Consider the following 26,974-nt stretch of genomic DNA (forward strand, 5'->3'; position numbering starts at 1 on the left):
GTTGCCACCGGGCTGACAGGGGATGGTAGCTAATCATCTCCCTGCGGAGAGACACAAGGAGCGACTTCAGTCGCGATGAAAATGGCACCGCCGTTGATCGCGACTGAAGTCGCTCCTACAGCAGGGTCCAGGCTACGGGGCTCCCTACGCCGTTGTTCTTACCTGGCGACGGATTTCTGTCCAATCGGTCCCAGAGCGGCGAAATTTAACAAAGCGCCTCTGTCACGCCGCTTTCACCGAATCGCGCTTTCGACTAGGCTTTTGCGGACTTCGTCGCCGGCTGCTCCCCACTTCCGCGCCGGCGTCCACCCATTCGGTACAAGACACCCTCCAATGACAGTGGCTTCCGAGGAAAAAGCGGTTCTGGAATTCAAGGGCCGCATGCTGATGATGACGGTCCTGCACCTCAAGGACCTGGACCCCAACACCCTGCACCGCGAAGTGGGCCGGCGCCTGGACGAGGCCGCGCAATGGCTGCGCGACGCCCCGGTGGTAATCGACCTGGCCGACCCGGAAAACAGCAGTCAGATCGAGCTGCTGGCCGCGGTGGACACCCTGCGCGGCCTGGGCGTGAATCTGGTGGCCCTGGCCCGCAACGCCCACCTGGACGCGGACACCGCCGCCATGCTCGGCCTGGGCAGCATCAGCCTGGCCGGCGGCCGCGACGTGCCGCGCCCCGAGCCGGCCCCGGCCAGCCAGACACCCGCGGCGGACACCCTGGTGGTGGAGCAGCCGGTGCGCTCCGGCCAGCAGATCTACAGCCATGGCGACCTGATCGTGCTGGCGCCGGTGAGCACCGGCGCCGAGCTGCTCGCCGAGGGGCACATCCACGTCTACAACACCCTGCGCGGGCGCGCTCTGGCCGGGGTGCGCGGCAACACCGCCGCGCGCATCTTCTGCCAGGACCTGGACGCGGAACTGGTCTCCATCGCCGGCCACTACCGCGTGGCCGAGGATCTGCCCGATAATCAGCGCCGCAAAGCGGTGCAAATCACTCTGGACGGCGACGCCATGCGCTTCGTCGAGCTGAGCGGCAAATAAGCCGCCCCGCGAACACTCATTCAAGGAGACGAGATCGTGACAAAAATCGTGGTCGTAACATCCGGCAAGGGGGGGGTGGGCAAAACCACCACCAGCGCGGCCCTGGCAACCGGCCTGGCGCAGCGAGGCCATAAAACCACGGTGATCGATTTTGACGTGGGCCTGCGTAATCTGGACCTGATCATGGGCTGCGAGCGACGCGTGGTCTACGACCTGGTCAACGTGATCAACGGCGACGCCAACCTCAAGCAGGGCCTGATCAAGGACAAGCGCGTGGAGGATCTGTACATCCTGCCCGCCTCCCAGACCCGCGATAAGGACGCCCTGACCCTGGAAGGCGTCGAGAAGGTGCTCGACGGCCTCAAGGAAATGGGCATGGAATACATCATCTGCGACAGCCCCGCCGGCATCGAGAAAGGCGCGCTCACCGCCGCCTATTTCGCCGACGAGGCGGTGGTGGTGACCAACCCGGAAGTGTCCAGCGTACGGGATTCCGACCGCATCCTGGGCATTCTCTCCAGCAAGACCCGCAAGGCGGAACAGGGCGAGGGCGACATTCCCGCGCGCCTGCTGCTGACCCGCTACTCCCCGGAACGGGTGGAAAGCGGCCAGATGCTGTCCGTGGAGGACGTCAAGGAGATCCTGGCCATCGATCTGCTCGGCGTGATCCCGGAATCCCAGGCGGTGCTCAACGCCAGTAACTCCGGCAGCCCGGTGATCCTGGACCGCGACTCCGACGCCGGCCAGGCCTACGAGGACGCCGTCGCCCGCTTCCTGGGTGAAACCCGCGAGCACCGGTTCCTGACCAGCACCAAGAAAAGCCTCTTTGGCCGCCTGTTCGGAGGGTAACGATGAGCATTTTCAGCTATCTGCTGCCCAAGAAGGAAAAATCGGCCTCGGTGGCCAAGGAGCGCCTGCAGATCATCGTGGCCCGGGAACGGTCCACCCGGGGCGGGCCCGATTACCTGCCGCAATTGCAGGAAGAGCTGCTGATGGTGGTGCGTAAATACGTGCCGGTGGATCAGGACGCGGTCAACGTGCAGGTGGACCGTGACTCCGGCTGCGAGATCCTGGAACTGAACATCACCCTCCCCGAGCAGGAATAACCGGGGCTGCCGGACAGCGGCGCTCGAAAAAAACCACAAGGGGGCTATCAACGCCCCCTTGCCTTTCGCGCAAATCAACCAGCCCCTTCTCAGGAGCCCGGCTCCGCCTTGTCGCATGCGGCGGAGCCCCATGCATTTCGCCGCCCGCTAAACACTCCCAGAGATACCAAGATGCAAACAATGAGTTCCAATAAAGCGACCCTTATCGGGTTGCTCGCTATTATGCTATGGAGCCTCATCGTCGGCCTGATTCGTGGCGTCAGTGAGAGCTTTGGCCCAATAGGTGGTGCGGCCTTGATCTACACCCTGGCCTCGGCATTTCTGGTTTTTACCGTCGGCCCGACCAAGGTTCGGGATTTCTCTAAAACCTATCTGGCCTGGGGCAGCCTGCTTTTTGTGACCTATGAACTGTGTCTGGCTCTTTCGATTGGCTACGCCAACACCGACCGTCAGGCGATCGAGGTCGGCATGGTGAACTATCTCTGGCCTTCGCTAACCATTCTCTTTGCTATTGTGTTCAACAAGCAAAAAGCCAACCTGCTGGTGGTGCCGGGCTTTTTACTATCCACGCTGGGTGCCTGTTGGATTCTAGGCGGTAAGCAGGGACTCGACTTTGCCAGTATATGGGCAAATGTCCACGACAACCCCTTAAGCTATGGACTCGCCTTCGCCGGCGCCTTGATCTGGGCCGCCTACTGCACGGTAACCGCCCGTATCGCCAGGGGGCGGAACGGTATTACTTTGTTCTTCACCTTGGTGGCCATATCACTGTGGATTCAATACTTTTTCGCCGATGAAGGCGTGATGAATGTTAACGCGCGCGCGATCATTTATTTACTACTCGCGGCTTGCGCCATGGGCTTTGGCTACGCAGCCTGGAATGTAGGTATTCTGCACGGACGCATCACCATCCTGGCGGGGGCCTCATATTTCATTCCGGTATTATCCGCTGCTCTGGCCGCCCTGGTTCTGGACACGCCTCTCTCCATGCCATTTTGGCAAGGCGCGGCGATGGTGTGTATCGGTTCCATTCTTTGCTGGCAAGCGACACGTTAATGATCGAGGACGGGCGTCCGGTACGAATAGACGGCTTGAGCGATACCAGAAGTGGAACCACGCCAAGACGCGGGCCCGATGGAGGGTTCCACGCCCCGCTAAAGCACGATGGACAAAAAAAGGCGCTCGGGGGATTTCCCCGGCGCCCAACGCTCTCCCATGTCTTGACTACTGTCCCTCTGTACAGTACATTCAGCTTTCCGGCGGGCCCCCTTCAGGTTTTCTTTTTTGCGACCCCTCTGAAGGCCTGATCGATCTCCAGGTTCCAGGGATGGAACCGGGCTCCCGGACCTTATCCCATGTGCCAGCCATGGCTGACGATCACCGACTGGCCGGTGAGCGCCGCCGACGGGAACGCGGCCAGGTCGATGGCCAGTTGGCTGATGTCCTCCACGGTGGTGAACTCGCCGTCCACGGTGTTCTTGAGCATCACGTTGCGCACTACCTCCTCCTCGGACAGCCCCAGTTCCCGGGCCTGCTCGGGGATCTGCTTTTCCACCAGCGGGGTGCGCACGAACCCCGGGCAGATAATATGGCTGCGCACGCCGTGTTCGGCGCCCTCCTTGGCCACCGCCCGGCACAGGCCCAACAACCCGTGCTTGGCGGCCACGTAGGGAGCCTTCAACGGCGACGCCTCCATGGAATGCACCGAGCCCATGTACAGCAGGGTGCCGCCACCGCCCTGGTACATCCGCCGCAGCGCCGCCCGCGTGAGCAGGAAGGCGCCATCCAGATGCACCGCGGTGACCTTGCGCCATTCCGCCAGGGACAGCTTGTCGAGGGCTTCAATGTGCTGCACCCCGGCGTTGGCCACGGCGATGTCGAGACGGCCCCAGGTGTTGATCACCCGTTGTACGCCGTCATCCACCGCTTTCTCGTTGGTGACATCCATGGTCACGGCGATGGCCTCGCCTCCGGCGGCGCGAATCGCGGCCGCCGCGTCCTCGGCGGTGGCGGCATCGAGATCCGCCACCGCCACCCGCGCCCCTTCCCGGGCGTACCCTTCGGCGATTGCCCGGCCGATACCACGGCCGGCGCCGGTAATGATTGCTACACGGTCCTCAAGACGCATGACTTTCTCCTTGCGCGGGCACCCCATCCCGGCGGGCGCCACCGTTACCGGCGCGGCGCTGACGACGACGCGCCGCCCACAGCCGCAGCTGGCCGACAATGCCGGCGGGGAAGAAATACACGCTGAGCACGAACAACAGACCAAACCACAGCAACCAGCTGTCCGGACCCACCAACTCGGCAAGCATGGAGCCCTTCTCCACATGGCCGGCGAGCAGCTTGAGCAGGTCCTGCAGATAGTTCTGCGCCAGCAGGAACAGCGCCGTGCCCACCACGGCGCCGTACAGAGTGCCCATGCCGCCGATCACGCACATCAGCAGAATGAACACCATCAGTTCGAAGTTAAGCGTGTTCTCCGGGTTCACGTAGCGGTTTATGAGCGCGAACAGCACCCCGGCCAGGGTCGCCAGCACCGCCGACACAATCACCGCCGCGGTGCGGTAGAACACGGTGCGGTAGCCCAGCGCCTGGGCGCGGAACTCGTTCTCCCGGATCGCCTGCAGCACCCGGCCGAACGGTGAATTGACCATGCGCAGCAGGAACAGGAACACCGCCACCGCGCTCGCGAAGGCAATGTAGTACACCAGGTGCCGACCGTTGACGCGCACGTCGAACAGGGCGTCCTTGAAAGCGTTGCCCGGATCGCTGAACAGGCCGCTGAAAAAGCCCACCACGTCGAAGCCCACCCAGGGCTCGTCGAAGGGGCGGAACGCCGGCCCCAGTTCGCGGGGCACGCGCACCGCCAGGCCATCCTCGCCGCCGGTGAGGTTGTACAGCTGGGTCACCAGGCTCAGGAAAGCGAACGCCACCGCCAGGGTCACCAGGGCGAAGAAGATCGCCTTGACCCGCAGTGACAGCAGCCCCAGCAGCAGCGACAACACGATGGTGAGCAGCACGGCGCCACCGATGCCCGCCAGCACCGCGCCGTAGCCGTTGCCGAAGGCGTCCGTGGCCATCGCCACGCCGTAGGCGCCGATGCCGAAGAACATGGTGTGCGCGAACGACACGATGTGGGTATAGCCCAGCATCAGGTCGTAGGAGGCCACCACGATGATGAACACGCAGATCATGCCGAGCATGGAGAAGGCGCGCACCCCGGGAAACAGGAACGGCCCCAGCGCCAGGCTCACGCCAATGATCAGAAGCAGCGCGGTGAGCGCGCGGCTGCGCGGGTAATCGCCGGAAAGCAGTCGTTGCATCATGGCTGGCCCCTCACACCTTGATGACCGGAATCAGGCCCTGGGGGCGCCACATCAGCACGCCCACCATCAGGCCCACGGTGGCCACCGCCGCCAGACGCGGTTCCAGGTAGCCCACGTAGAGGTTGATCAGCCCCACCAGCACGGCGCCATAGAAACAGCCCTTGATGGAGCCGAGACCGCCGAGAATGATCACCACGATCACCGAGATCATCAGTTCATCGCCCATGTGCGCGGTGATGATCTCCCGGTACATGGCCCACATGGCGCCACCCAGCCCGGCCAGTGCCGAGCCGGCCACGAACACCCCCAGGAACAGCAGGCGGATGCGGTAACCGTGCACCTCCACCATCTCCCGATCCTCCACGCCGGCGCGAATCAGCACGCCGGTGCGGGTGCGCTCGATCACCCAGGTCATCAGGCCGTACACCGCCAGCCCCAGGATCACCGCCACCAAACGGTATTTTTCCAGCGCCACGCCGCCGATCACCGGCAGCGACTCCGGAATCAAAAAAGCACCGGTGAGGGTTTCCGGGCGCGGCACCGGAATCTCGTTGGGCCCCCACACCACCTGGATCAGCTCCATGAGAATGATGGAGCCCCCCACGGTGACCAGGATCTGCTTGAGGTGGTCGCCGTACACTGGCTTGATCACCAGCCGTTCGAACAGCAGGCCGATCAGGCCGGCCACCACCAGGGCGAAGCCCAGCGCCGGCAGAACCGCCGCCAGGTTGGCCCACACCGAGGCCTCGCCGGCCTGGCCGTTGAGCCAGTGCACCAGCACCGTGGCGCCGGCGAAGGCGCCCAGGGAAATAAAGGCACCGTGGGCCAGGTTGAGCACGTTCATCAGGCCGAAAGTGAGCGTCATGCCCGAGGCCATCAAGAACACCATGGCGCCCATGGCCAGGCCGCTGATGGTGAGCACCACCCAGGTGCGCGGGTCCATCATGAAAAACGCCACCAGCATCATCAGCACCAGCAGGAACAGATGGGGCCGCTCCTCCCGGAAAGCGCGGAACCGGCCCAGGGCACCCTGGGGCCGTGGTTCAATAAGTTCGTCGTGGGCCGACATGGCTGTGTTCTCCTTATTCATAGCGGCGCGCCCTCATTGATGCGCGCCGAGGCCGAGGCCCAGCAGGTCGTGCTGCAGTTCCTCGTTGTCGGCGAGCTCGGCCATCTGGCCGGAATACACCACCGCGCCGTCGTTCATCACCGCCACGGACTGGCCCAGCCGCCGGGAAAAATTAAAGTTCTGCTCCACCAGCAGAATGCTCACCCGCTGCTCCTTGAGCTGCTCGAAGGCGCCCGCCAGGTCGTTGATGATGGCCGGCGCCAGCCCCTTGGTGGGCTCGTCCACCAGCAGCAGTTCGCGGGGCTCGATCACCGCCCGGGCGATGGCCAGCATCTGCTTCTGGCCGCCGGACAAATTGCCCGCCGGCCGGTTCCAGAACTTCTTCAACGGCGGGAACAGATCGAAGATCCAGTTCAGGCGTTGCTCGTCCATGGGGCCGCTCACCGCCGCCAGAATCATGTTCTCGCGCACCGTGAGCAGGCTGAAAATGCCCATGCTCTCGGGCACGAACGCGATGCCCTTGCGGGCGATACGGGGCGTCGGCTGGCCGGTGATGTCGTCACCGCGAAAACGCACACTGCCGCCGGTCACCGTGGTCAGGCCCATGATGGTGCGCAGGGTGGTGCTCTTGCCGGCGCCGTTACGGCCCAGCAGCACGGTCAGTTCACCGGCGGGTACTTCCAGGTCGACGCCGTGCAGAATGTGGTACTGGTCGATATTGGCGGACACCCCGGAAAGGGACAGAATCGATTCGCTCATCTCAGATCTCCTCCACCTCGGCGCCCAGGTAGGCTTCCTGAACGATCGGCGAGGCGATCACCTCGGCGGGCTCGCCGTCGGCCACCAGTTCGCCGTTGTGCAGCACCACGATGCGGTCGGACAGCGAGCGCACCACGTCCATCTTGTGTTCCACCAGCAGAATCACCTTGTTCTGCTTGTTCTTGATGTCGGCGATCAGATCCAGGATCACCGGCACCTCGTCCACGCTCATGCCCGCGGTGGGCTCGTCGAACATGAACACTTCCGGCTCCAGCGCCAGCATCAGCGCCACTTCCAGCTTGCGCTGGTCGCCATGGGGCAGATTGGCCACCAGGTCGTCGGCGCGCTTGCCCAGGTTGACCTGCTCCAGGAAGGCGGCGGCGCGGTCGCTGATGTCGCGGCGCCGACTGGCCATCTGCCAGAACACATGGCCGATGTGGTAGCGCGCGGCCACCGCCAGGCGCACGTTTTCCAGGGCGGTCAGGTCGGGAAACAGGTTGGTCAGCTGAAAAGCGCGGCCCAGCCCCTTGCCGGCGCGGGCGGCGGCGCCCAGCCGCGTGATGTCCTCGTCGAACAGGCGCACGCTGCCGGCGGTGGCGGCGAGCTGCCCGGAAATCAGGTTGAACCAGGTGGTCTTACCGGCCCCGTTGGGCCCCACGATGGAGGTCAGCGTGCCGGCGTGGAAGGCGCAGGACACCTGGTTCACCGCCACGTGACCGCCAAAGTTGATGGTCAGATCGCGGGTCTCCAGCACCGGACGGGAATCGGCTTCGGGTTGCAAGGAGGCCATGGATGGTCCCTTCGTGTTATCGGAATAATGCGGAGCCTGTGTAGGAGCGGCTTTAGCCGCGATGGCGAGTCGCCTCGAACCATCGCGACTGAAGCGGAACGCCGCCCGCTCGCTCCTACAGCGGGGTTTAGCGCTTGTTGCGGATCGGGATGTTCATCTGATCGATGGCGATCTTGCGCACCAGTTCCGGCACGCCGGCGGTCACGGTGCGGTCGGCGAACCAGTCGTCACGCTCTTCGGCCTTGATGCGGAAGTGATACATCTCCTGCAGCGCCTGGTGGTCCTCGTCGCGGATGATCATCTTGCCCTTGGGCGTTTCGAACACCAGCCCTTCCAGGGCGCGAATCAGATCCTCGCTGTCGGTGGAACCCTTGGTCTTGCGGATCGCCGCGGTGATCGCCATGGCCTGGGAGAAGCCCTGGGCGGTGAAGAAGTCCGGCGCCGCGTCGAAGCGCTTGAAGTGCTCCTTCACGAACCAGTCGTTGATCTCGTTCTTGGGCGACTCGAAGTAGTAGAAGCCGGCGCCTTCCATGCCCGGGAATTCGGAGTAGCTCACCAGCGCCGGCAGAATGTTGCCGCCGGTGGCCAGCTTGATGCCGAAACGCTCGGGCTGCAGGTCCTGGATACGGCTTAGCGGATTGGCGCTGCCCGCCCAGATGGCGAAGATGTACTTGCCCTGCTCGCAGTCGTCACGGTCCTTCAGGGAATTGAACAGCCGCTGGGCGGCGGCGGTGAAGTCAGTGGCGTCGGTGGGCAGATACTCCTCGTGCACCACTTTACCGCCCTGGCCTTCCATCGCTTCCTTGTAGGCGGCCACGCCGTCACGGCCGAAGGCGTAATCCTGAGCGATGGTGGACACGCACACGCCCGGCTCGCCCAGCGCCACCGCGTTGGACACCGCGTCCTGGGAGGAGTTACGACCGACCCGGAACACATAGCGGTTCCAGTCAGCACCGGTGATCGCGTCGGCCACGCCCTCGGGCATGATGATGCGCTCGTACATCTCGGCGATCGGCAGGGTCGCCAGCGCCACCCCGGAGGACACCGGGCCCACCACGATCTGGGCGTCGTCCTCGGCGTAGGCTTCTTCCACCAGGGAACGGGCCCGGGCCGGATCAAGCTGGGTGTCCTTGTCGATGATTTCGATCTTGCGGCCTTCGATTTCCATGCTGCCGTCGGTGGCGTATTCGAAGCCCATCTTCATACCCACGCTCAACTGCTCCGCATAGGCGGACAGCGGGCCGGTGAAGCCGGTGACATGGGCAATGCGAATGGGATCGTCGGCCTGGGCCATGGGCGCGGCGGCGAGCGCGGTGAGGGTGAAAGCCGTCGCGGTAATGAGACGCTTCATAGGATCTCTCCCTTGTTGTTTTGCCGGCCCGGGGCCGGAGTTGTTGTTGTGTTGTTTATTCGGAGTTCGCCAACAATATGACAACTGATTCACCTTTCCGCAAGGGGTTGGCGAAAAAAATTCCACGATCGTGGAATATTTCCGAAAGGCACCGGGAGAATAAGCGCAAAGCCTTTTATAACAGGGGTTTCAGAGCATAACGGCGAGACTTCAAGCACCCTTACCAAGCGCCAATGAAGGTACGGCTGGTTGACAGAACCGGACCCCGAACCTAATTTAGTTGAATACCGATTCAACTTTCAAAGAACAACAACGGCCCCTCCATGAACACTGCTGTCAACGCCAAACAGAACGCCACCGCCGCCAACCCGGGCCCCGGCGCCCCCAAGACCGCCCGTGGCGCACGCACCCGGGCGCGCATCCTGAAAGCGGCGGAGGATACCTTCGGCACCCTCGGCTACCACCGCGCCGGCATCAGCGATATCACCCGCGCCGCCGGCGTCGCCCAGGGCACCTTCTATACCTACTTCGCCGGCAAGGAGGAAATCCTCCGTGAGCTGGTGCGCGACATGGGCCACCAGGTGCGCGCTCATCTCGCCGCCGAGATCGTCGATGCCCGCGACCGGCTGGAAGCCGAGGAAAAAGGCCTGCGCGCCTTTCTCCAGTATCTGTTCGAGAACCCGGCCCTGTATCGGGTGCTGCAGGAAGCCCAGTTCGTCGACGAAAGCATCTACCGCGATTACTACGAGGCCTTCGGCAAGGGCTATCTGCGCATGCTCGCCAACGCCACCCGCAAGGGCGAAATCCGCGCCGGCAACAACGAGGTGCGAGTGTGGGCCTTGATGGGAATGTCCAACTTCCTGGGCCTGCGCTACGCACTCTGGGAGCGGGACGTGCCGTTTGACGAAATCGTCGACACCATCGCCGACCTGTTCCGCAACGGCCTGACCCTGGACGGCAAGGAGAAATCCTCATGAGCGCCGCCCCCCTCCACGCCGCCACCTTGCACGTCGAGGACCGCATCGCCCGGCTCACCCTGAACCGCCCGGAACGCCACAACGCCCTGGTGCCGGAGCTGCTGGACGCGATCCGCGAGCAGCTCGCCCGGGTGCGCGACAGCGACGCCGCGGTGCTGATCCTGGATGCCAACGGTCGCTCCTTCTCCAGCGGCGGCGACGTGGCCGGCTTCTTCGACACACCCCGCGCCGAGCGCCGCGCCTACGCGGAGCGGGTAGTGGGCACGCTCAACGCCACCCTGCTGGATCTGCTCGACCTGCCGGTGCCCACCGTGGCGGCGGTGCATGGTCTGGTCACCGGCGGTTCCCTGGGCCTGGTGCTGGCCAGCGACATCGCGGTGGCCGGTGACCGGGCCAGCTTCGCGCCCTGGTACACGGTGGTGGGCTTCAGCCCGGACGGCGGCTGGACCGCCCTGATGCCCGAGCGCATCGGCCGCGCCCGGGCGCTGGATATTCAGTTGACCAACCGCCGCCTGGACGCCGACGAGGCCTATCGCCTGGGGCTGGTCCAGTACCGCGCCGGCGCCGACGACACTGGCGCGCGGGCCCGGGAAGTGGCGGAAAAAATCCGCGCCGCCCGGCCCCACAGCGTGGGCCGCACCCTGGCCCTGACCCGCCCGGACCGGGCCACGGTGGCCGCCGGCCTGGAGGCCGAATACCAGCATTTTCTGGAGCAAATCGAGAGCGACGAGGCGGACCTCGGCATGGCCGCCTTCCTGAAACGATAGACGCCTGATCGCGAAGAACAACAATCACAACGGGAGAGCATCATGAAAACAAAAAACCTGGCCGGCGCGCTGCTACTCGGCGCCCTGCCCTTCACCGTCCTGCCCCTCACCGCCGGCGCCTTCGACACCTTCGCCGACGAGGACCGCTCCGCGGAACTCAGCGGCGAGCCGGTGCAGCAACGCTACCAGTTCAACACCCCCACCACGGTCACCTACGACCGCGATTCGCTGAGTGGCGGCGCCAGCGGCGCCCGCGTCTACGTGGCCGACATGGGCAACCACGAAATCAAGGTACTGAACCTGAACGGCGCCCTGGTCGGCCGTCTGGACGACGCCGACACCACCCTGGCCGCCGACAGCCCGGCCGCCTCGGTACCGGACATCCGCGCACCGCTGGGCATTGCCTTCCTGTCGAAAAGCGAAGCGGACGACGACCGCCTGGCCGGCCTCTACGTCAACGACGTGGGCCGTCAGCAGATTCACTTCTTCCGCACCGTGGCCGGCGACGCCGACGACTTCGAATACGTCACGTCCATCGGCCAGCCCGGCCACGGCGGCGGCGAGGATCTCTACCTGCCGCGCAACATGACCATCACGCCGCAGGGCTTTATCTACGTTTCCGACGAGTTCAACCACCGGGTCAAGGCGTTCGGCATCGACCCGGACAACGGTTACCAGGTGAGCCTGATTCAGACCCTGGGTCACCAGGAAGGCGGAGACTACGTGGGCGCCGGTCCGATCATCCGTGGCGTGGACAAGGACTACGGCAGCGACTCCACCCACTACGATGACTACGCCGGTGAGCCCGCCAAGCGCGACGGCTACCGCATCCCCCAGGGGATGACCTACTATCAGTCCCCGGACAACGGCGCCACCTACCTGTACGTGGCGGATAACGGCAACAACCGCATCAAGATCTTCCGCGTCGACACCGGCACCGGCCAGCTCACCCTGGATGACATGCTCGGTCGCTTCCGCGACGACGACGGCGACGTGGACCATCTCAAGCGCCCGCGCGGCGTACGCACCGACCTGGACGGCAACCTTTACGTGGCCGACACCTACAACGGCCGCATCCTGCGCTTCGACAACCTGGCCGCCACCACCGACAGCAACCCGATCCGCTACCGCGCCAACCAGAGCAGTGACGCCGAAGCAGCCTGGGTGTATGGCCGCCTCGGCATCCATCAGGTGGAAATGCGCGCCCCCACCAGCGCCGGCACCGAGGACGAAGCCTTCCAGTTACCCAACGATCTGGTGCCGGTGATCCGCGCCGACGGCAGCTTTTACCGGGAGAACATCTATTCCTGGGGCTACTACTACAGCAACGCCCGGGTGCACCTGGTCAGCGATTCCGGCAATAACCGCATCAAGAAATGCTGGACCAATTCCAGCGGCACCAGCCTGCTGCGCTGCTCCGTGTCCGCCGGCGTCGGCACCGTGGCCAACAATGAATTCTGGGGCCACCCGCGCACCCTGGCCGGCCAGTTGCATTCTTCCAGCGGCATGGCCTGGCTGGCCAGCAAGAACCGCCTGCTGGTGAGCGACACGCCGAATACCCGCATCAATATGTACGACAGCGGCGGCACCTACCAGGGCCGGTTCCCGGGCACCAACATCAGCTACGGCGTGACCGGCATCGCCACCTTCGAAGACCCCAACATCGGTGAAGGCGTGGCCGTATTGGTGGGCGCCGACGCCACCCTGCCCTGGCCCTACACCGGCGACGCCAGCCTGCGCATCTACGACGCTGACGGCAACCTGGAGGAACTGTTCAACCTGAGCTACCGCACCGGCGGCCTGCCGGTACCGGAAATCGGGCTTTCCACCAGCAACACCAACTATCCGGTGGCGGTATCCGTGCACGGCGAAGGTGGCGACGAGCACGCCGTCTACATCACCAGCTTCGACAACTACGTGTGGCGCTTCGACTACGACAGCGGCAGCGGCACCCTGAGCGGCAACTGGTACGCCGGCGGCGCGGATGCCTCCAAGGGCAACGACCTGGGCGAGAACTGGAGCCTGGGCCCGGACTTCTTCGAACAGGGCGCCGCCGGCACCTTCGACCAGATCGGCGACGTGCTGGCCCTGGACGACCGGGTCTACGTCACCGACCGCCGCAACCAGCGCCTGCAGGCCCTGGACCCGGCCACCGGCGCCCGCCTCGGCCAGGTAGGCCTGGGCGGCGGCACCTATGACCACCCCGACGGCCTCGACCCGGACCGCCTGTTCCTGCCCGCCGGCCTCGCCTACGACGCCAGCCACGACGCCCTGATCGTGGCCGACGGCTTCAACATGGTGGCGCGGGTCTGGAACAACCCGGACGACTATGCCCCGAACGCCAGCGGCGTGATCGACCCGGCCTACCAGGGCCACTGGCTGGACCGCGACCTGGGCACCCGCCCCGGCGGCCTGTTCGACACCGAGCAGGTGGCGGTGGGCGGCGGCAACGTGTTCGTGTTTTCGCTGATCAGCAACCGCATTACCCGGTTCAGCTGGTCGGAGTTGAATCCCTGAAGGCCCAATCGCAACACCCCGAACAACGCACAACCGGAGAATAAAAAATGGAAATGTTCGACCTGCTCGCCCACCGGGCCCGGGTAACGCCGGACCGGCCGGCGCTGGAGGACCTGGACAGCGGCGAACGCTACGACTACGCCGGCCTTAACCAACGGGCCGCGCGGCTGGCCGCCGCCGCCCGCGGGCACTGGGGGCTCCAGGAAGGCGACCGGCTCGCCTTCCTGGGCCATAGCCGCGCCGAGTTCTTCGCCATGCTGTTCGGCTGCGCCAAGGCCGGCCTGATCCTGGTGCCGCTCAACTGGCGCCTGGCGGTGCCCGAGCTCACCGTGCTGATGGACGACTGCGAGCCCGGCGCGCTGATCTTCGGCGCCGAATTCGCCGATGCCGCCACCACCCTGGCGGAGCGCCAGCCCGGGCTGACCCTGGTGGCCCTGGACGGCGCCGCCGCCGGCCAGCGCGACTACCAGGCCGACCTGGCCGACACCGAGCCGGAGCTGGCCCCGCACCCGGACAAGGACCCGGACACCCCCTGGTATCTGCTCTACACCTCCGGCACCACCGGCAAGCCCAAGGGCGTGATCCAGACCTTCCGCATGATGCTGGCCAATTATCTGAACATCGGCCTGGCGGTGGAACTGACCGGCGGCGACGTGTTGCTCAATGTGTTGCCGCTGTTCCACACCGCCGGCATCAACCTGTATTCCTCGGCGGTATTCCTGGCCGGCGGCAGCGTGCTGGTGCCACGCGGCTTCGAGCCGGATCAGGCCTTGCGGGTGCTGGAGGAACGGGCCACGGTGTTCTTTGGCGTGCCGGCGGTGTACCAGGCGCTCATCGACCACCCGGCCTTCGACGGCCGGCGGCTGGAGCGGGTGCGCTCCTGGGGTTGCGGCGGCGCGCCGCTGTCCCTGCCGGTGGCGCAACGCTACGTGGACCAGGGCATCCGCGTGCGCACCGGCATGGGCATGACCGAAACCGGCCCCACCGTGTTCCTGCTCGACGAGCAAAGCGTGATCGACAAGATCGGCTCGGTGGGCCGCCCGCAACTGCTCACCGAGGTGCGCATTGTCGACCGTGACGGCCACGACGTGCCCGAGGGCGAGGCCGGCGAGCTGCTGATCCGCGGCCCCAACATCACGCCGGGCTACTGGAACCGGCCCGACGCCACCGCCGAGGCGATCCGCGCCGACGGCTGGCTGCACAGCGGCGACGTGGCGCGACGGGACCAGGACGGTTATTACTATATCGTCGACCGCTGGAAGGACATGTACATTTCCGGCGGCGAAAACGTCTACCCCGCCGAGGTGGAGAAGGTGCTCGAGCAGCACCCGGCGATCGCCGAGGTGGCGGTGGTGGGCATGCCCGATGAACGCTGGGGCGAAGTGGGCAAGGCCTACTACGGCCTGCAACCGGACCAGGACGACCCCGGCGAGGACGCTCTGCGCGACTACTGCCGCGAGCGGCTGGCGGGCTACAAGGTGCCGAAGGCATTCCAGCGCGTCCAGGCCCTGCCGCGCAATGCCCTGGGCAAGGTCACCAAACAGGAGTTACGCGATGACGCACGACGCTAAGCAACAGGAAAACGACCGCTGCATTGCCTGCATCGAGCGGGACCTGGTCCTCGAGCAGTCCGACTTCGACCGCTTCGCCACGCTCAGCGGCGACCACAACCCGATCCACGTGGACCCGGACTACGCCGCCGCCACCCGCTTCGGCGCCACCGTGCCCCACGGCATGCTGCTGTTCACCGCGGTGCGCGGCCTGATCGCCGACCAGTACCCCAACGCCGGGATGGAAACCCAGGCGCTGATGTTCCCGGCGCCGGCTTTCGCCGGCGACCCGATGGTGATCCGTCTGAGCATCCCGGCACCGGCCCGCGACGGTTACCTGGAGCTGCGCACCCAGGTGATCCGTTCCGACGAGCAGCTCTGCCTGGACGGCCACTGCCGTCTCAAGCTCAACCTGGAGGAGGATGAATGAGCGACCAAGAGTTACCCCGTTTCGACCAGTTGCGGGCCGGCGACCAGGCCCGGGTGACGCGCCGCTTCGAGGCCTCCGATCTCCAGGAGTGGTGCCGGCTGGCGGGGTACCAGGGCGACTGGCCGGAGGTGCCGGAACCGCTGATCGCCGCCCTGTTTTCCTACCTGCTGGGCGAGGAACTACCCGGCCACGGCACCAACTATCTGAAGCAGAACATGCGTTTTCACGCCGCCGGCCGCCCCGGCGAAGCCCTTACCGCCACGGTGACGGTATCGCGCCTGCGCCGCGACAAGGCACTGGTCTACCTGGATACCCGCTGCACCGGCGAAGGCGACCGGCTGATCTGCGACGGCGACGCCCTGGTGCTGTTTCAATGCTGAAAGCCGATCGTCCCCATCCCGGTCTGAGCGACTGGCTGGCGGGCCTCAACCGCCTGGTGGCCGAGCAGGCCGCTCGCGGCGTGACGGCCACCCCGGCCACGGTGCGCGACAGCATGGCCACGATGACCCGCAACCTGGTCACCCGGTCGCCGGCGCTGCCCTGGGTCGGTGACGCCAGCGTGGCGGTGGACGGCGAACCGGTACCGGTGCGCCTGTACGACCCGGCGCCGGAGAATCACAAACCGGTGTGCCTGTTTTTCCACGGTGGCGGCCATATGGCCGGCAGCGTGGCGGTGTACGATCCGATCTGCCGCAAGCTGGCCGAGGCCAGCGGCCAGCTGGTGGTATCGGTGGATTACCGGCTGGCGCCGGAGCATCCCTACCCCCGGGGGTTACGGGATTGTCTCGGCGTGGCCCGCCATCTTTGGGCCCTGCTCGACGCCGAAGGCCGCCGGGTGGAGCGGCGCCTGAGCCTGGTGGGCGACTCCGGCGGCGGCACCCTGGCGGCCACCGTCAGCGCCCTGGCCCAGGACGACCCGGCGCTGATGGTCGATAAACAGGTGCTGATCTACCCGAGCCTGGACTACGACCTGGCCTACCCCTCCGTGGAGGAAAACGGCCACGGCTATCTGCTGGAAACGCCCCGCATCCGCTGGTACTTCGATCACTACTTCCAGGACGGCGACGCGCCGGACCGGCAACGGCGCCATGACGCCTCGCCGCTGCACATGACGGTCAGCCCGCGGCTGCCCGCCACCCTGGTGATCACCGCCGGCTTCTGCCCGTTGCGCGACGAGGCCCAGGCCTACGTGGAACGCCTCGACGCCGCCGGCGTGCCGGTGCGGCATGTGCCCTTCCCGGACATGATCCATGCCTATCTCAATCTGGAGGATCTGGTGCCGGAGGCTTGCCTGGAAACCTATCGGGTCGTGGGAGAATTCCTGGCTCGGTGATTCGGCGTGGGGAGGTGTCGTCGGAGGTGGGTTCTCCAGCGGGGGCGCGTCCCGGCGTGGCCCCCTTTCCGGGAACGCCGCGAGTACGTCCCTGTAGGCTCCCTGTCAAACGTCCTGTTTGACAGGGTCCCGGAAAGGGGGCCACGCCGGGACGCTCCGTTGGGGCTTCGGCGCTCGGGCCCAGGAATCGGGGTTCGGTGAGATACCCCGGCGCCATCTGGAGACGTAGGAGCGACTTTAGTCGCGATCAACGGCGGTGCCAATGGCATCGCGACTAAAGTCGCTCCTACGCGTGTTAGAGGCGCGGGCGGGCGTCAGCCGCTCTGGCCGTCGTCGTCGGCGGCGGGGCGGCGGAGCAGTTCGTCGATGCCGTAGCAGGGTCCCGCCATCAGGTTCTGCGCCAGCATGAAACGGTCCCGGGGCGTGTCGGCGGTCATCTCCGCCACGCTCAGGGACTCCAGCATCCAGGTATCCCAGACGTTGACGAAGCGGGCGCGAATGTCCACGTCGCCGCGCAGCATGTCCGCCTGCAGAGCGGTGACCGTGAGCGCGTCGTCGCCGCGCTGCACCTGATACCCCTGGTTCGGGTAACCCACTTCCAGGCAGGCCAGGAAATTCTTCATGGATCGTTCGGAGGGCTGGCCCAGGGAAAAGGCCAGGGGCTGGTCGGGGATGTCGTCGAGAATCTGCAGAATATGGGCGTCGGCCAGACGCTCGCTCAGGTGCTCGCGGTTCTCTTCCTCGGCACTGGCGCGCTGGCGCTCCTCGGCATCGCGGCGAGCGGCCTCCATGGCCTCCCGTACCCGCCGTTCCTTTTCGCGTTGTTCGGCCAGCGCTTTCTGGTGGGCCTGCTCCGCTTCGTAGGCCTGCCGCACCAGCCGCTCCATCTCTTCGTTGAAGCGGCGCGCTTCGACAATCCGTTGCCGGCAAGCGGGCAGCCACAGGTCGTTAAGAGTGCGTTGCGAGACATAGCGTTCGCTGTCGTGGGCCTGGCGCAGGCTTTCACAGCTGCCCTCAAGAGCGCCCAGATCACGGATGGCGGCGTAGTCCAGACCGTCCACGGTGGCCGGTGCCGGGGAGCGGCCGATCAGGCCGGCGGTGGTTTCCATCATGGAAGCGCACCCTGATAGCAACAGACAAACCATGACCGATAAGACCGGCATGGAAGGTAAGCGTGGTTTCATGAACAGCAACTTGACGACGGCAAAAACCATGGCGCCAGGCCTCGATCCAGACGGCGGGCCCAACGTCCCCGGGCTCATCTGATCGCGAGCGCCCCATTTAGTTCCAGGGCTGAAAATATTAGCATACCAATTGCTTCTTTTCCGCAGGTCGCCGCCTTTACTCCATCATGACAGCCTGGAAATCGCCTTCGCTACCGAGCGCACTTTGGACTGCAGTTCCCGCATGCGGACCATTTCATCGGAATCACGGGGTATCAGACACCCGATGGAGCCGACCACCGAACCGGAGCGGTCTCGCAACGCCACCGCCAAGCCGCTCACCTCGCCGCGGTATTCGCCATCCTCCACCGCGAAACCATGCCTTCGGATCTGTCTCAGGGCCTCGACCAGCTCCGCCAACGTGTCGATCGTCCTGCCCGTAAAGGGCGTAAGCCCATGATCCGCAACGACTCGGGCAACCTGGGATTCCGGCAACCAGGCAAGAATCGCTTTTCCCAGCGCCGTGGCATGAGCGGCCATGGCGACACCTTCCCGGTAACCATCCAGCACGATCCCGCCGGCGGCGGGTTGCTCGAGCAGCAACGTCAGCGTGGTCCCGTTGAGCACCGACATCACGGCACTGGCACCGGAATCCCGGGCCAATTCGGCCAGCCGGGCCGCCGCTGCTTCACGCATGTCCGTACTCGCGCCTTGACGATGGCCCAATTCAATGACTTTCGGGCCCAGATAGTAGCTACGCGGACGAGCATTACGGCGCACGTAGCCGCGTCTTACCAGTGAGTTCAACAAATGGTGACAGGTCGGCGACTTCAAACCCACCGCCCGGGCGATATCATGGAGTTTCCGAGGTTCCTTGGCGTCAGCCACGTACTCCAGAATATCCAATGCCCGTTCCACCGATTGTATGGTGACGGCAGGCTTGACCGACTCCTTACCTTCCTCGGAGGTCTCGCCATGGCGGGGCAGCGCCGCCCGCTCATCGAGTACGATCTCCGTCTTGGCCGGAGTAATATCAACCGGCTCGATTCGGGATTCCTTATTGGTACGGGATTGACGGTCTGTCATGGCTCGGCGCTCTCCATCCGCTGACCGATACTAGGACGCCGTGGCGGTTCCGGCAACGCAGCGGCGCATATTCACTACCAGTGCCAGCATGCAGAAACCCAGCCCGCACAGGCAGACACCCAGCCAACCACCGTGCCACCAGGCAAAGCCGCCCACCAGAGTTCCCAAGGCCCCTCCCAGGAAACGAATGAACATATAAAGGGTATTCAACCGGCTGGCCGCTGTCCGGTCCAGGGACAGAATCGTCGCCATACTGGTGACATGGCTCATTTGCATACCAAGATCCAACAGCAACACCGCCGGGACCATCCACCACAGCGAATCCTCGGCGAGCAAGAAGACGGGAAAAGCGACCAACATAAGGAGCCCGCTGACCATCAGGGTAAAACGCACCGATGAACGGCGGCTCAGACGCGCGACCAAACCGGCGCCAAGCACCCCCACCGCGCCGATCAAAGCGAATGAACCCGCCACACTGGCAGGATAGTGCCCTGGCATGGCGGCGAGATGAAATGCCAGTGTGGTCCAGAAAAGACTAAAGGCGGCGAATTGCATGGCCCCGGCGAACGCCAGGCCCCGCAACACGGAGTGAGCCAGAAACAAGCGGCCCAGCGAGCCCATAAGGCTCAGATAGCCACCATGGAAGGTGGTCTGAAACGGAGGCAGTACCCGCCGCAGCAAGACCACCAGAACAAGCATGACTACCGCCGCGCCGCCATATAGAGCACGCCAGCCAAACATATTTCCCAACCAGCCCCCGACAAAACGTGACAGGACGATGCCCAGCAACAAGCCAGCCATGATACGGCCCACGGCTTCCGGGGCCGCCGCCGGCGGCACCAATTGCTGCGCCGCCGGCGGCAGAATCTGCGGCACGATGCTGGTCAGACCAATCAGAAAACCAAACGCCAACACAAACTGATAACTTGGAGACAACGCGAACAGAAAAAGCATCGCGCTCGCCAACAACAGCATTACCGTGATCAAGCGGCGCCGGTCCATGCGATCGGCCAGCGGCAGCAACAGCAGCAAGCCCAACGCATAGCCGATCTGCGTGAGACTGGAAATCCAGGATGCCGCCACTCCGGACACGCCCAGGTCGCGGGCCATGTCATTAAGCAGCGGCTGATTGTAATAATTATTGGCCACCACCACACCCGCGGCCACGGCCATTACCCGGATAGCACCCGAAGCCGGTTTCGTCGACATGTTTCTCAAGGGTTATTCCATGCAGAAAAGAATGACGATCCGCGGCGGGCTAAAGCACGCCCGCCGTTTGAAATACGTGGCGGATGTCATCCACGATGTCCTGAAAACGCGGATCGCGGCGAATCTCAGGACGGCGGGGTTGCGGAAAGTCGATCTCGTATCGGGTCAATACCTTACCGGGACGTGGACTCATCACGATGACTTGATCCGCCATGGTGACCGCCTCTTCAATGTCATGGGTAATGAACATCACGGTCTTGGCATCCTCGGCCCAGATACGATTGAGATCCCGCTGCATTTTCTCACGGGTAAGTGCATCCAGAGCGCCGAACGGCTCATCCATCAGCAGCACCGAGGGCTCCGCCACCAGTGCTCTGCAGATCGAAGCGCGTTGCCGCATACCACCGGAAAGCTCGCCGGGGTAATGGTCAAGAAAGCCACCCAATCCCACGTTTTCCAGCAGTTTTCGGCCACGCTCGCGAGCCTTCCCGATATCCTGTTTTTTGACCTTGGCAGGCAACAGAACATTGTCCAAAACGGTGACCCAGGGCAGCAGCACATCGCTTTGGAAGACAATACCCACATCATGGAAAGCGCCCTGCAACGTTTTACCGTCCAACCGGACCTCACCCCGGGTCGGCGTATCCAGACCGGACACCAACGACATCAACGTGCTTTTGCCACAACCACTGGGGCCAAGAATCGAGCAGAAAGTACCGGCGGGAATGTCCAACGTCACGTCATCCAGGGCGGTAATGGTCTCGCCGCGCCGAGTGAAATCCATACCCACTCCCCGGATCGCCACGGAAGCACCGCGCTTTTTTGTTTCCATATCCTGACTCATTGATGTATTTCCTTTTCCGCAATCGCACGTAATGGCGCCGGCAACACCAGGTGTTCCACCAGCACCACCAGGTAATAAATCACCGCGCCCAGCAGCGACAACATCACCAGACAAGCAAACAACAAGGGAATCTGCAGATTGTTGTTGGCGATCAGCTGCAGGTACCCCAGGCCGCTGGTGGCGGCGATGAACTCACCGACGATGGCCCCCACCACGGCGAACGCGGAGGAGATCTTGATGCCCGCGAAGATATAGGGCGACGCCATCGGGATGCGGACCCGCCAGAAAATTTCCAGCGACGAGCTGCCCAGTGATCGCATCATGCGCACCATATCGCCGGGGGTACGTTGCAGACCCGCGACGGTGTTCACCACCACCGGGAAGAAGGCAATCGAGAAGGCGATCAATACCTTGGGCATCAGACCGAACCCGAACCAGACCACGAAGATCGGAGCCAGCGCCACCTTGGGCACCGATTGACTGGCTACCAACAAGGGGTAAATCACCCGCTCCAATGCGGCGGACCCGGCGATCAGGATGGCCAATGGCAGACCAACCACGATGCCCAACCCGAAGCCCAGCATCGACTCCACGAAGGTCACCCCGGTGTGCCGAAGCAACGACAGCCAGTTGTCGGCGATCGATACCGCGATCCGTCCTGGGGAAGGCAGAACGTACTCGGGAATAGCGAACCCCTGGACACAGAGCTGCCAGAGCACCAGCAGCCCCATGAAGGCAATCAGTGGTGGCAGGATTTTATACAGCGCGCCCCTGTTCATAGATCGGGCTCCTTTTTGCGAATGGCGACAAACTCGATTTCGATGCTGTCGTTCTGGTTGAGTGATGACACTTCAAGAATGGTGCGGGTCGGCAAATGTTCGCCGAATGCCTTCTCATAGAAGGCATTCACCGCCGGCCGCAAACCGTTCATATCCGTTACATAGACGCGGGTGGACACCACCGAGGAAAGATCACTGCCGTGGGCCTCGAGCGTGAGGGACAGATGCTCGAGAATCCGTTCCAAACGCTGATCGGTGGTCCCCGCCGGCAGGCCGGTCTCCGGATCAATGCCTCGCAGCCCGGAAATAAAGATCATGCCGTTCCATTCGACCGCGCGTGCCCAGGGCCCCGTGGCCGGGGGCACGCCTTCGATCCGGAAGGTTCTCGCGATATCACTCATTGCCAATGATGAACTCGTTGGTGTAGTAAGCGGACGGCGCTTTCTCGCGGTCGATCACGCCCGCCCCCTTGAGGATTGCCAGCGTCGACCGCCAGCCTTCATCGCTGCCAACGAACAGCGCTTTCGGTTCACCCTTGGCAAGAAACTCGATGGTGGTTTGGACCTGGCCCCGGGTGGGAGCGGGCAGCAACTCGGAGGAGTGGCTATCAATGGCCAGCTGTGCGGCCTCATCGGCGTTATCGATCATGAACTGGAAGCCCCGGGCCGCCCCGGCCAGGAACTTGCGTACCGCGTCGGGGTTCGTCTCGATCATCTTCTCGCTGGTCACCAGCGTGTAGCCAATGATGCCGAAACCGAAATCGCCCACCGTCAGGCTGTCCATCTCGCCGGAGCCGCGCTCTCGCAATACCGGCAGTTCGTTGGTCAAGAAGATATCCGCCAGCACATCGACCTGCCCGCTGAGCAGCAGCCCGAATCGTGCTCCCGGGCTGACGCTGACAACGTCGACCTTGCTCACATCGATATCATTGGCCTTGGCGAACGCTTGCCAGACGTTGTTGAAGGTGGACGATGCGGCGATCTCCACTTTCTTGCCTTCCAGATCCTTGGGCGTATCCAGGGTCACACCGGGGCGGGCCACCATGCCCATGGGATCGACCTTGTACACCGTTGCCACCGCTTTTACCGGCATGCCGCTGTTGACCGCCTGGATCAGCTGGACCGAAGGCACATAGGCGAAATCATCCTCCCCGGTGGCCACGGACTGCAGCGCCAGGGTGGCGCCGCTGCCTTCCTTGACCGCCACACCCAGACCCTGCTCGCTGAAGAACCCTTTCTTGTCCGCCACCACGAAGGGCGTGAACTCCCCCTTCATTTTCCAGTTCAAGCGCAACGAGTAGCTGTCATCCGCCATCACCGGGCCCGCCCAGGCAATGCATACCGCCATGACCGCGCCCACCAAACCCGGGAGTACCCCTTTGCGTGCATCGTCGTTCATCCTTATCACCCTAAATTCAGATTTAATAATATGAAATAGACTCTCCTTGATAGCTGCAAATCTGGTGCCAAAACGTCCAAAACGTTTAATAAAGGCTATAAAACACACCGATAAGGTGCATTTATTTCATACTATTAAATATAAATAGTTCCAGGGATTGGGAATGCTCTTAGGAGCCGGCCCGGACGGCTCGGCACGCAAGCCTGACACGGGCCTGCTCGGCCCATTTACCGGGCACGGGCACCGAAGTGGCGCAATCGACAGGAAAGAAGAAGGGAAATAAATATGAGGGGAGTATGAAGTCGAAGGCCGCTCCGCCCTCCCGGCGGCGCATCGGCGCGCGGGAGAGCGGAGCGGAACGGCCCTGCCCGGGGCGGGTCAGGCCGGTGTTTTCTCGGCGATTTTCTTCTTCCAGATCACCGGGCCGGTCTTGTGCACGGACTCGCCTTCGGAATCCACCGCCACGGTCACCGGCATGTCCTCCACCTCGAACTCATAGATGGCTTCCATGCCGAGATCCTCGAACGCCGCCACGCGGGATTTGCGGATCGCCTTGGACACCAGATAGGCGGCGCCGCCCACGGCCATCAGGTAGACCGCCTTGTTGTCCTTGATGGCTTCGATGGCGGTGTCGCCGCGCTCGGCCTTGCCGACCATGCCGATCAGGCCGGTCTTCTCGAGCATGGTGCGGGTGAACTTGTCCATGCGGGTGGCGGTGGTCGGGCCGGCCGGGCCCACCACTTCGTCGCCCACCGGGTCCACCGGGCCCACGTAGTAAATGAAGCGGTTGGTGAAGTCGACAGGCAGCTCCTCGCCCTTGGCGATCATGTCCACCATGCGCTTGTGGGCGGCGTCACGGCCGGTGAGCAGCTTGCCGGACAGCAACAGGGTGTCGCCCGGGTTCCAGGTGCGCACCTCTTCCGGGGTCACGGTGTCCAGGTTGACGCGCTTGGCGCCCTCGTCGTTGCCCCAGGCGATGTCCGGCCATTCTTCCAGGTCCGGGGCCTTCAGATCCGCCGGGCCGGTACCGTCCAGCACGAAGTGAGCGTGGCGGGTGGCGGCGCAGTTGGGGATGATCGCCACCGGCTTGTTGGCGGCGTGGGTGGGGTAATCCGCCACTTTCACGTCCAGCACCGTGGTCAGGCCGCCCAGGCCCTGGGCGCCGATGCCCAACGCGTTGACCTTCTCGTACAGTTCCAGGCGCAGTTCCTCGGCGCGGGTTTGCGCGCCCCGGGCCTGCAGCTCGTGGATGTCGATCGGGTCCATCAGCGATTCCTTGGCCAGCAGCATGGCCTTCTCGGCGGTGCCGCCGATGCCGATGCCGAGCATCCCCGGCGGGCACCAGCCGGCGCCCATCTTCGGTACCTGCTCGAGCACCCAGTCGACCACGGAATCGGACGGGTTGAGCATGGCGAACTTGGACTTCGCCTCGGAACCACCGCCCTTGGCGGCCACGTCGATTTCCAGCTTGTCACCGGGGACGATGGAGTAATTGATCACCGCCGGTGTATTGTCCTTGGTATTGGCGCGCTTGCCGTCCGGGTCCGCCAGCACCGAGGCGCGCAGCACGTTGTCCGGATGGTTGTAGGCGCGGCGCACGCCCTCGTTGATCATGTCATCCAAGGACATGTCGCCTTCAAAAGTGACATTCATGCCGACCTTGGCGAACACCGTGACGATGCCGGTGTCCTGGCAAATCGGGCGATGCCCCATGGCGGACATGCGCGAGTTCACCAGAATCTGCGCCATGGCGTCCTTGGCCGCCTTGCTCTCTTCCTTTTCGTAGGCTTCCTTGACGCCACGAATGAAATCCACCGGGTGGTAGTAGGAGATGTACTGCAGGGCGTCGGCGACGCTCTGAATCAGATCGTCCTGGCGAATCACCGTCATCGGGGTACTCCTGGGCTTGGAACGAGGGGCGCGCATTATAGCCCAGCGGCAATCGCGGCTAAAGCGGAACGCCCCCCAGCCGCCCTCTGGAGCGGTAGGAGCGACTTTAGTCGCGATGAAAATGGCACCGCGGTCGATCGCGACTGAAGTCGCTCCTACAGCGGCTACTGTGGATGCGGTAGAAGCGACTTCAGTCGCGATCATCGCCTCTGGCGCTGGCACCACTGCCCGGCACCCGGCAGAATCCCGGCTCTGGCAAAGGGCGGAGAACGGTGTGGGCGACAACGACGACAAACTGGGTCTGGCGGCGGTCACCGCCATCGGCATCGGCGGCATGATCGGCGGCGGCATCTTCGCGGTGCTCGGCCTGGCCATCGCCACCGCTGGCCACGCGGTGGCCCTGACCCTGGCCGGCGGCGGCGTGATCGCCCTGCTCACCGGCCTCTCCTACGCCCACCTGGGCCTCGCCTACCGGGACGACGGCGGTAGCTTCACCTACATCGAGAAGGCGTTCGCCTCCCCCACCCTGGCCGGCTTCGCCGGCTGGCTACTGGTGGCCGGCTACGTCGGCACCCTGGCTCTGTACGCCAGCGCCTTCGGCGACTACGGCGCCAGCCTGATCAGCGGCGCCGGCGGCGGCCACCTGGTAGCGTCCCTGCTCGCCGCCACCGTGCTGCTGCTGTTTCTCGGCATCAACCTCACCGGCGCCAAACTCTCCGGCGGCGTGGAGCTGGCCGTGGTGGCGATCAAGCTGGCGATTCTGGCGCTGTTCGCCGTGGTCGGCTTCAGCACCGTGCAGGCGGATCACTTCACACCGCTGTTCGACCGCGGCCTGATCACGCCGGTGGCGGCCATGGCGTTGATCTTCGTGGCCTACGAAGGCTTCGAGCTGATCCCCAACGCGGTGGACGAAATGAAGGACCCGGAACGCAACCTGAAGCGCGCCCTGGTGATCGCCATCCTGGTCACCACCGCTCTGTACGTGGTGGTGGCCGTGGTCGCCCAGGGCAATCTCACCGCCACGCAGATTCAGCAGGATCAGGAGTACGTGCTGGCGGTGGCGGCGCGCCCCACCCTCGGCCAGGCCGGCTTCGTGCTGATCGGGCTGGCGGCGCTGCTGTCCACCGCCTCGGCGATCAACGCCACCCTGTTCGGCGCCGCCCGGCTGGCCATGGTGATGGCCCGCGAGCACGCCCTGCCCCAAGTGTTTTCCCTGCGCGAACGCACCCGGCCGGTGCCCTGGGTGGCGCTGCTGGTGCTCACCGGGCTGGCGCTGCTGTTCACCCTGGGGGCGCCACTGGCGGTGATCTCCACCTTCGCCAGCGCCACCTTCCTGATCATTTTCACGGCGGTGAACCTGGCGGCGCTCAAGCAGCACCGGGACATCGGGCTGAACCGCTGGGTACCCCTGGCCGGGGCGTTGCTGGCCGCCGCCAGCCTGGTGATTCTGCTGGTGCACACCGGGCGCGAGGACCCGGAGGGGCTGGCGTGGCTGGGTGGGTTCTATCTGGTGGCGGCGGTGTTGGAAGCGGTTCTGGTGGCCCGGCGTGGACGCCGGGCCTATCGCGCCTGAAGCGGAGCGCCGC

General features: G+C 64.4%; 27 protein-coding genes. 13 read left to right on the plus strand and 14 right to left on the minus strand.

The window, feature by feature from the left end:
- Positions 1–333 precede the first annotated feature (333 nt).
- From minC to yddG, 4 genes are all read left to right on the plus strand, one after another.
- Entirely contained in the window at positions 334–1,041 is a 708-nt protein-coding gene (gene minC / locus ACLD02_RS10210; RefSeq protein ID WP_203100279.1) for a septum site-determining protein MinC, read from the plus strand.
- A 36-nt stretch (positions 1,042–1,077) separates the two neighbouring features.
- Positions 1,078–1,890, plus strand: a complete 813-nt coding sequence (gene minD / locus ACLD02_RS10215) for a septum site-determining protein MinD (RefSeq protein ID WP_203100281.1) — start codon at positions 1,078–1,080, stop codon at positions 1,888–1,890.
- 2 nt (positions 1,891–1,892) lie between these two features.
- Positions 1,893–2,147 carry a cell division topological specificity factor MinE gene (gene minE / locus ACLD02_RS10220; protein WP_203100283.1) on the plus strand — a complete coding sequence of 85 codons (255 nt, stop codon included), beginning with the start codon at positions 1,893–1,895 and terminating at the stop codon, positions 2,145–2,147.
- A gap of 180 nt (positions 2,148–2,327) precedes the next feature.
- Positions 2,328–3,203: an aromatic amino acid DMT transporter YddG gene (gene yddG, locus ACLD02_RS10225; RefSeq protein ID WP_410298636.1), complete on the plus strand. Its 876-nt coding sequence runs from the start codon at positions 2,328–2,330 to the stop codon at positions 3,201–3,203.
- 292 nt (positions 3,204–3,495) lie between these two features.
- Here the strand turns inward: yddG and ACLD02_RS10230 are convergent, their stop codons facing one another.
- From ACLD02_RS10230 to ACLD02_RS10255, 6 genes are all read right to left on the minus strand, one after another.
- A complete protein-coding gene (locus tag ACLD02_RS10230) occupies positions 3,496–4,275 on the minus strand; it encodes a 3-hydroxybutyrate dehydrogenase (RefSeq protein WP_203100294.1) in 780 nt (259 codons plus the stop codon).
- A complete protein-coding gene (locus ACLD02_RS10235; protein ID WP_203100296.1) occupies positions 4,265–5,476 on the minus strand; it encodes a branched-chain amino acid ABC transporter permease in 1,212 nt (403 codons plus the stop codon). The genes ACLD02_RS10230 and ACLD02_RS10235 overlap by 11 nt, the downstream gene beginning before the upstream one ends.
- 10 nt (positions 5,477–5,486) lie before the next feature.
- Positions 5,487–6,545: a branched-chain amino acid ABC transporter permease gene (locus ACLD02_RS10240; RefSeq protein WP_203100298.1), complete on the minus strand. Its 1,059-nt coding sequence runs from the start codon at positions 6,543–6,545 to the stop codon at positions 5,487–5,489.
- Between the two features lie 33 nt (positions 6,546–6,578).
- Positions 6,579–7,304 (minus strand): ABC transporter ATP-binding protein, encoded by a 726-nt coding sequence (locus ACLD02_RS10245; RefSeq protein WP_203100300.1) that lies wholly within the window; start codon positions 7,302–7,304, stop codon positions 6,579–6,581.
- Between the two features lies 1 nt (position 7,305).
- Positions 7,306–8,094, minus strand: a complete 789-nt coding sequence (locus ACLD02_RS10250) for an ABC transporter ATP-binding protein (RefSeq protein WP_203100302.1) — start codon at positions 8,092–8,094, stop codon at positions 7,306–7,308.
- Between the two features lie 127 nt (positions 8,095–8,221).
- Positions 8,222–9,445, minus strand: a complete 1,224-nt coding sequence (locus tag ACLD02_RS10255) for a substrate-binding domain-containing protein (RefSeq protein ID WP_203100304.1) — start codon at positions 9,443–9,445, stop codon at positions 8,222–8,224.
- 323 nt (positions 9,446–9,768) lie between these two features.
- Between ACLD02_RS10255 and ACLD02_RS10260 the strand changes: the two genes are divergently transcribed.
- From ACLD02_RS10260 to ACLD02_RS10290, 7 genes are read left to right on the plus strand one after another with little or no spacing between them, the layout of a single operon-like run.
- Entirely contained in the window at positions 9,769–10,422 is a 654-nt protein-coding gene (locus ACLD02_RS10260) for a TetR/AcrR family transcriptional regulator (protein ID WP_203100306.1), read from the plus strand.
- The gene (locus tag ACLD02_RS10265; protein WP_410298637.1) at positions 10,419–11,189 is read left to right on the plus strand and encodes an enoyl-CoA hydratase/isomerase family protein; all 771 of its coding nucleotides are present in this window, start codon (positions 10,419–10,421) and stop codon (positions 11,187–11,189) included. Before ACLD02_RS10260 ends, ACLD02_RS10265 begins: the two co-directional genes overlap by 4 nt.
- 42 nt (positions 11,190–11,231) lie before the next feature.
- Positions 11,232–13,706: an NHL repeat-containing protein gene (locus ACLD02_RS10270; protein WP_410298638.1), complete on the plus strand. Its 2,475-nt coding sequence runs from the start codon at positions 11,232–11,234 to the stop codon at positions 13,704–13,706.
- Positions 13,707–13,753: 47 nt separating this feature from the next.
- Positions 13,754–15,277, plus strand: coding sequence for an acyl-CoA synthetase (locus tag ACLD02_RS10275; RefSeq protein ID WP_203100312.1), 1,524 nt, complete (start codon positions 13,754–13,756; stop codon positions 15,275–15,277).
- Positions 15,261–15,686, plus strand: a complete 426-nt coding sequence (locus ACLD02_RS10280; RefSeq protein ID WP_203100314.1) for a MaoC family dehydratase — start codon at positions 15,261–15,263, stop codon at positions 15,684–15,686. Before ACLD02_RS10275 ends, ACLD02_RS10280 begins: the two co-directional genes overlap by 17 nt.
- Positions 15,683–16,066, plus strand: coding sequence for a hypothetical protein (locus ACLD02_RS10285; RefSeq protein ID WP_410298639.1), 384 nt, complete (start codon positions 15,683–15,685; stop codon positions 16,064–16,066). The genes ACLD02_RS10280 and ACLD02_RS10285 overlap by 4 nt, the downstream gene beginning before the upstream one ends.
- Positions 16,060–17,019, plus strand: coding sequence for an alpha/beta hydrolase (locus ACLD02_RS10290; RefSeq protein ID WP_410298640.1), 960 nt, complete (start codon positions 16,060–16,062; stop codon positions 17,017–17,019). Before ACLD02_RS10285 ends, ACLD02_RS10290 begins: the two co-directional genes overlap by 7 nt.
- Before the next feature lie 314 nt (positions 17,020–17,333).
- Here the strand turns inward: ACLD02_RS10290 and ACLD02_RS10295 are convergent, their stop codons facing one another.
- On the minus strand, positions 17,334–18,131 hold the full coding sequence (locus tag ACLD02_RS10295; protein ID WP_203100319.1) for a hypothetical protein: 798 nt from the start codon (positions 18,129–18,131) through the stop codon (positions 17,334–17,336).
- Between the two features lie 31 nt (positions 18,132–18,162).
- On the opposite strand from ACLD02_RS10295, the gene ACLD02_RS10300 reads away from it, so the two are divergent.
- Positions 18,163–18,285: a hypothetical protein gene (locus tag ACLD02_RS10300; protein WP_274380618.1), complete on the plus strand. Its 123-nt coding sequence runs from the start codon at positions 18,163–18,165 to the stop codon at positions 18,283–18,285.
- A gap of 83 nt (positions 18,286–18,368) precedes the next feature.
- Here the strand turns inward: ACLD02_RS10300 and ACLD02_RS10305 are convergent, their stop codons facing one another.
- The 7 genes from ACLD02_RS10305 to ACLD02_RS10335 form a co-directional block, all read right to left on the minus strand.
- Positions 18,369–19,268 (minus strand): IclR family transcriptional regulator, encoded by a 900-nt coding sequence (locus tag ACLD02_RS10305; RefSeq protein WP_203100321.1) that lies wholly within the window; start codon positions 19,266–19,268, stop codon positions 18,369–18,371.
- 30 nt (positions 19,269–19,298) lie between these two features.
- Complete coding sequence (locus ACLD02_RS10310) at positions 19,299–20,477, minus strand: MFS transporter (protein ID WP_410298641.1); 1,179 nt, start codon at positions 20,475–20,477, stop codon at positions 19,299–19,301.
- A gap of 49 nt (positions 20,478–20,526) precedes the next feature.
- A complete protein-coding gene (locus ACLD02_RS10315; protein ID WP_203100325.1) occupies positions 20,527–21,321 on the minus strand; it encodes an ABC transporter ATP-binding protein in 795 nt (264 codons plus the stop codon).
- Positions 21,318–22,100 carry an ABC transporter permease gene (locus ACLD02_RS10320; RefSeq protein WP_203100327.1) on the minus strand — a complete coding sequence of 261 codons (783 nt, stop codon included), beginning with the start codon at positions 22,098–22,100 and terminating at the stop codon, positions 21,318–21,320. Before ACLD02_RS10320 ends, ACLD02_RS10315 begins: the two co-directional genes overlap by 4 nt.
- Positions 22,097–22,501, minus strand: a complete 405-nt coding sequence (locus ACLD02_RS10325; protein ID WP_203100329.1) for a RidA family protein — start codon at positions 22,499–22,501, stop codon at positions 22,097–22,099. Before ACLD02_RS10325 ends, ACLD02_RS10320 begins: the two co-directional genes overlap by 4 nt.
- A complete protein-coding gene (locus ACLD02_RS10330; RefSeq protein ID WP_410298642.1) occupies positions 22,494–23,498 on the minus strand; it encodes an ABC transporter substrate-binding protein in 1,005 nt (334 codons plus the stop codon). The genes ACLD02_RS10325 and ACLD02_RS10330 overlap by 8 nt, the downstream gene beginning before the upstream one ends.
- 378 nt (positions 23,499–23,876) lie before the next feature.
- Positions 23,877–25,388 carry a fumarate hydratase gene (locus tag ACLD02_RS10335; RefSeq protein WP_410298643.1) on the minus strand — a complete coding sequence of 504 codons (1,512 nt, stop codon included), beginning with the start codon at positions 25,386–25,388 and terminating at the stop codon, positions 23,877–23,879.
- A 274-nt stretch (positions 25,389–25,662) separates the two neighbouring features.
- Here ACLD02_RS10335 and ACLD02_RS10340 point away from each other — a divergent pair, with 274 nt between their 5' ends.
- Positions 25,663–26,961 carry an APC family permease gene (locus tag ACLD02_RS10340; protein ID WP_410298644.1) on the plus strand — a complete coding sequence of 433 codons (1,299 nt, stop codon included), beginning with the start codon at positions 25,663–25,665 and terminating at the stop codon, positions 26,959–26,961.
- Positions 26,962–26,974 lie beyond the last annotated feature (13 nt).

The sequence above is a fragment of the Alloalcanivorax sp. C16-2 genome (assembly GCF_046507615.1).
Classification (GTDB): domain Bacteria; phylum Pseudomonadota; class Gammaproteobacteria; order Pseudomonadales; family Alcanivoracaceae; genus Alloalcanivorax; species Alloalcanivorax marinus_A.

Excerpts from the sequence above, each read along its gene's own strand:
- minC (WP_203100279.1), top strand. The coding sequence starts at position 334 with ATGACAGTGGCTTCCGAGGAAAAAGCGGTTCTGGAATTCAAGGGCCGC.
- minE (WP_203100283.1), top strand. The coding sequence starts at position 1,893 with ATGAGCATTTTCAGCTATCTGCTGCCCAAGAAGGAAAAATCGGCCTCG.
- yddG (WP_410298636.1), top strand. The coding sequence starts at position 2,328 with ATGAGTTCCAATAAAGCGACCCTTATCGGGTTGCTCGCTATTATGCTA.
- ACLD02_RS10230 (WP_203100294.1), bottom strand. The coding sequence starts at position 4,275 with ATGCGTCTTGAGGACCGTGTAGCAATCATTACCGGCGCCGGCCGTGGT.
- ACLD02_RS10235 (WP_203100296.1), bottom strand. The coding sequence starts at position 5,476 with ATGATGCAACGACTGCTTTCCGGCGATTACCCGCGCAGCCGCGCGCTC.
- ACLD02_RS10240 (WP_203100298.1), bottom strand. The coding sequence starts at position 6,545 with ATGTCGGCCCACGACGAACTTATTGAACCACGGCCCCAGGGTGCCCTG.
- ACLD02_RS10245 (WP_203100300.1), bottom strand. The coding sequence starts at position 7,304 with ATGAGCGAATCGATTCTGTCCCTTTCCGGGGTGTCCGCCAATATCGAC.
- ACLD02_RS10250 (WP_203100302.1), bottom strand. The coding sequence starts at position 8,094 with ATGGCCTCCTTGCAACCCGAAGCCGATTCCCGTCCGGTGCTGGAGACC.
- ACLD02_RS10255 (WP_203100304.1), bottom strand. The coding sequence starts at position 9,445 with ATGAAGCGTCTCATTACCGCGACGGCTTTCACCCTCACCGCGCTCGCC.
- ACLD02_RS10260 (WP_203100306.1), top strand. The coding sequence starts at position 9,769 with ATGAACACTGCTGTCAACGCCAAACAGAACGCCACCGCCGCCAACCCG.
- ACLD02_RS10265 (WP_410298637.1), top strand. The coding sequence starts at position 10,419 with ATGAGCGCCGCCCCCCTCCACGCCGCCACCTTGCACGTCGAGGACCGC.
- ACLD02_RS10270 (WP_410298638.1), top strand. The coding sequence starts at position 11,232 with ATGAAAACAAAAAACCTGGCCGGCGCGCTGCTACTCGGCGCCCTGCCC.
- ACLD02_RS10275 (WP_203100312.1), top strand. The coding sequence starts at position 13,754 with ATGGAAATGTTCGACCTGCTCGCCCACCGGGCCCGGGTAACGCCGGAC.
- ACLD02_RS10280 (WP_203100314.1), top strand. The coding sequence starts at position 15,261 with ATGACGCACGACGCTAAGCAACAGGAAAACGACCGCTGCATTGCCTGC.
- ACLD02_RS10285 (WP_410298639.1), top strand. The coding sequence starts at position 15,683 with ATGAGCGACCAAGAGTTACCCCGTTTCGACCAGTTGCGGGCCGGCGAC.
- ACLD02_RS10290 (WP_410298640.1), top strand. The coding sequence starts at position 16,060 with ATGCTGAAAGCCGATCGTCCCCATCCCGGTCTGAGCGACTGGCTGGCG.
- ACLD02_RS10295 (WP_203100319.1), bottom strand. The coding sequence starts at position 18,131 with ATGATGGAAACCACCGCCGGCCTGATCGGCCGCTCCCCGGCACCGGCC.
- ACLD02_RS10300 (WP_274380618.1), top strand. The coding sequence starts at position 18,163 with ATGACCGATAAGACCGGCATGGAAGGTAAGCGTGGTTTCATGAACAGC.
- ACLD02_RS10305 (WP_203100321.1), bottom strand. The coding sequence starts at position 19,268 with ATGACAGACCGTCAATCCCGTACCAATAAGGAATCCCGAATCGAGCCG.
- ACLD02_RS10310 (WP_410298641.1), bottom strand. The coding sequence starts at position 20,477 with ATGTCGACGAAACCGGCTTCGGGTGCTATCCGGGTAATGGCCGTGGCC.
- ACLD02_RS10315 (WP_203100325.1), bottom strand. The coding sequence starts at position 21,321 with ATGAGTCAGGATATGGAAACAAAAAAGCGCGGTGCTTCCGTGGCGATC.
- ACLD02_RS10320 (WP_203100327.1), bottom strand. The coding sequence starts at position 22,100 with ATGAACAGGGGCGCGCTGTATAAAATCCTGCCACCACTGATTGCCTTC.
- ACLD02_RS10325 (WP_203100329.1), bottom strand. The coding sequence starts at position 22,501 with ATGAGTGATATCGCGAGAACCTTCCGGATCGAAGGCGTGCCCCCGGCC.
- ACLD02_RS10330 (WP_410298642.1), bottom strand. The coding sequence starts at position 23,498 with ATGAACGACGATGCACGCAAAGGGGTACTCCCGGGTTTGGTGGGCGCG.
- ACLD02_RS10335 (WP_410298643.1), bottom strand. The coding sequence starts at position 25,388 with ATGACGGTGATTCGCCAGGACGATCTGATTCAGAGCGTCGCCGACGCC.